Below are 3404 nucleotides of genomic sequence, written 5' to 3'. Positions count from 1 at the left end.
TTGCAGCGTCCCCGCACTCCGACACCGCCCCGCCATCCCACGGAAAGCCCGCTTTGGCTTTGGCTCTGGCCGTTGCCGTTGCATTGAGCAGGGTGCAGGGCTGCAAGCCCTGCAAAAAACACTCTCACTTCACCCAGCTGTCGATCTCGCCGTGGGCGAACGGTCCCAGCTTTGCCTTCACCAGCCGCCCCTGTGCATCGAACAGCACGCTGTAGGGCAGCAGGCCCTGTGTATTGCCCAGCTGCACGCTGGCATCGCGCGGCCCCGGGGTCTCGATCACGATCGGGTAATCCACCGGTACCCGCTGCAGGAAACGGCGCACGTCCTCCGGCGTATCCAGCGCCAGTCCCAGCACCTGCACACCGTGCTCGCCCTGGACATGTGCGAAACGCGCCAGTTCGGGCATTTCTTCAACGCAGGGCGCGCACCAGCTGGCCCAGACATTGATCAACAGCGGGCGACCGCCAGCGTGCTGGCGCAGGTCCAGCGGCCGGCCTTCAAGATCCGGCAGCGACAGTGCGGGCAGGCTGTCGCCGACCTGCAGGGTGGGTGCGGCAGCCGCCACAGCAGGCGCTCCCGGCACGGCCTCAGGCGCCACCGGCGCCGGTGTCGATCGATGGCCGGCCCACAGGCCAAGGGCGGCGGCCAGCACCGCTGTCCACAGCAGCGCTGGCCGTTGCCACTTCATCGTGCGGTGCGCAGCAGCGCTTCCTCGACCACCGCCTGGGTCAACAGGGTCGGCAGCACGGTCGGCGGCGCACCCGGGCCGTACACCACGTACAGCGGCACGCCCACGGCCTTGTGCTCTTCCAGGAACGTGGTGATCTGCGGGTCGACATTGGTGTAGTCGCCGCGCATGTACACCGCGTTGGTGCGCTTGAGCAGTTCCTTGAATTCCGGCCGCGACAGCACGGCGCGCTCGTTGGCCTTGCAGCTTACGCACCAGTCGGCGGTCATGTTGACGAACACCACGCGGTTGTCGGCGCGCAGGCGGTCCAGCAACTGCGGTGAATACTCGACCACGTTGTCGCTGGCGGCCTGTGCGGCCCGCGCCGGCGGTGCGAGCTGGGTCACACCCCAGGCCGGCACCAGCGCGCCGATCGCCAGCAGTACGCCCAGCAGTGTCACCGCACGCGAGCCGGTCCAGCGGTTGCGCTCGAACAGCCACAGGCCGAACGCCAGCAGCAGCAGGCCACCCAGCACCAGCGCCATGCCATCCACGCCACGCTGCTTGCCCAACACCCACAGCAGCCACAGCGCGGTGGCATACATCGGGAAGGCCAGCACGTGCTTGAGCGTTTCCATCCACGGGCCCGGCTTGGGCAGGCGGCGTGCGAGCGCCGGCACGAAGCCGATCAGCAGGAACGGCAGCGCCAGGCCCAGGCCGAGGAACAGGAACACGGTCATCGCCTTCAGCGGCGGGGCAATGAACGCGTAGGCGATCGCGCCACCCATGAACGGGCCGACGCAGGCACTGCCGACCACGCAGGCCAGCGCACCGGTGAAGAAGTCACCGGCCGGGCCGCTGCGGCTGGCCAGCGACTGGCCCAGATTGCCGATGCCGCCGCCCAGGGTGAACACGCCGGACAGGCTCAGGCCTACCGCGAACATGATGTAGGCCAGCGCCGCCACCACACCCGGGTGCTGCAGCTGGAAGCCGATGCCGACGGCATTGCCGATCGCGCGCAGGCCGACCATCAACGCGCCGATCACGGCGAACGCGACCAGCACGCCCAGCGTGTACCAGAGCGCGTGGCTGCGTGCGCGCTGCGCGCTTTCGCCGCTCTGCGCCAGGCTCAGCACCTTCAGCGAGAGGATCGGCAGCACGCAGGGCATCAGGTTCAGTACCAGGCCACCGGCCAGCGCCAGCAGCAGGACCCAGACGAACGAACGATCAGGATTCGGCGTCGTCGCCGGCGGACGCGTGCGCAGCGCATTGTCGCCCTGTGCATCGGTGGCGAATTCACTGCTGGCGGTGGCGCCACCTGCGGCGGCCGGTGCCGCTGCATCCGTGTTGGGCACGGTTGGCAGCAGGCGCAGCGGGGCGCCGTTGGCGGCTTCGCGCGGTGCACCGTTGGCAGCAGGCAGCGGGTTGATCACGTCATTGCGCGCTGGCGCCTGGTCGGCGCTGGCGCTGACCTTGCCGGCCGGAATCGACAGCTTCACCCGGCGGGTCATCGGCGGGTAGCAGATGCCATCGGTCTGGCAGCCCTGGAAGGTCACCACCAGGGTGCTGTCGACGGCATCAGTGACAGTGCGGCGCAGCGGCAGCGGCACTTCCACCTGGTTGAAGTACACCGAGACATCGCCGAAGTGCTCGTCGCGATGCGACTGCGCGGCTGGCCAACGCGGCGTGCCGGCCTGCACGCCGGTGCTGCCTTCCAGCTTCAGCGAGGTGCGGTCGCGATACAGGTAGTAGCCCGGTGCCGGGCTGAAGCGCAGCAGCAGGGTGTTGCCGTCGCTGGCGATGGCATCGAAGCCGAACGCCTGTTCCGACGGCAGCGGCAGCGCCTGGCTGTTGCTGGCCGCACCCGGCAGGCGCAGGCCGCCGCTGTTGCCGGCACCGGCCAGTGGGTTGTTGAACGGGCTGGCCGCACCGGCACGCGCGGCAGGCACCGCCGCCGCCGCACCGGCGCCCGGCAGGGTGACCTGCACCACGCGCTTCTGCGGCGGGTAGCAGACACCGGCATCGGCGCAGCCCTGGTAACGCACTTCCAGACTGATGGTACCGGCGGCCTCGGTCGGCGTGCCGGGCAGGCTGGCCTGCAGGCGCTCGCGATAGGTTTCGACCTCGCCGAAGAAATCGTCGTGGTGCTTGTCGCCCTTGGGCATCTGCAGCGCGCCGGCATTGAAGGCCGGGTCGGCCTTGACGCTGGTGCGGTGGCGATACAGGTAATAGCCGGGCGCGATCTTGAACTGCAGTTGCACCTGGCCACGTTCGGGGGCGGTGGCGGTCAGCGCGAACGCCTGGTCCACCGGCAGCAGGTCTTTCTCATCCAGGGCGAACGCCGGCAGCGAAAGCCACAACAGGGCGCACAAGGCAGCGCCACGCGCAAACAGAGTCTTCAATCAGTGTCCTCCCGGGTCTGTGCCCGGATCCAATCCAGATACGCCGGCAGGCCGGCCCGGGTTTCGACCGCGATGCACTCCGGGAGTTCATACGGATGCAGTTCGACGATCCGGGCGATTGCGTCATCGACGCGGCTCGCGGTGGTTTTCACCAGCAGCTGCAGCTCCGCGTCGGTGGTCACCTCGCCCTGCCAGCGGTAGGTGGACTGCGCGCCATCAAGGCGGGTCACGCACGCGGCCAGGCGCTCGCCTACCAGCGAGTGCGCGATGCGCTCGGCACTGGTCCGGTCCGGGCAGGTGGTCAACAGCAGCAGGACGGGATCGACGGTCGACAT

General features: G+C 69.0%; 3 protein-coding genes. All 3 read right to left on the bottom strand.

Annotated features, from left to right (window positions below; all coding sequences use genetic code 11):
• Window positions 1-124: 124 nt before the first annotated feature.
• The 3 genes from N5C25_RS20365 to cutA are packed head-to-tail and all read right to left on the bottom strand — an operon-like array spanning window position 125 to window position 3404.
• A complete protein-coding gene (locus N5C25_RS20365) occupies window positions 125-688 on the bottom strand; it encodes a TlpA disulfide reductase family protein (protein ID WP_058978788.1) in 564 nt (187 codons plus the stop codon).
• On the bottom strand, window positions 685-3069 hold the full coding sequence (locus N5C25_RS20360) for a protein-disulfide reductase DsbD (protein ID WP_279937789.1): 2385 nt from the start codon (window positions 3067-3069) through the stop codon (window positions 685-687). Before N5C25_RS20360 ends, N5C25_RS20365 begins: the two co-directional genes overlap by 4 nt.
• Window positions 3066-3404, bottom strand: coding sequence for a divalent-cation tolerance protein CutA (gene cutA, locus N5C25_RS20355; RefSeq protein WP_058978783.1), 339 nt, complete (start codon window positions 3402-3404; stop codon window positions 3066-3068). The genes N5C25_RS20360 and cutA overlap by 4 nt, the downstream gene beginning before the upstream one ends.

This window comes from Stenotrophomonas sp. GD03958 (assembly GCF_029839005.1).
Classification (GTDB): Bacteria; Pseudomonadota; Gammaproteobacteria; order Xanthomonadales; family Xanthomonadaceae; genus Stenotrophomonas; species Stenotrophomonas hibiscicola.
This window is presented reverse-complemented; position numbering and strand designations above follow the sequence as displayed.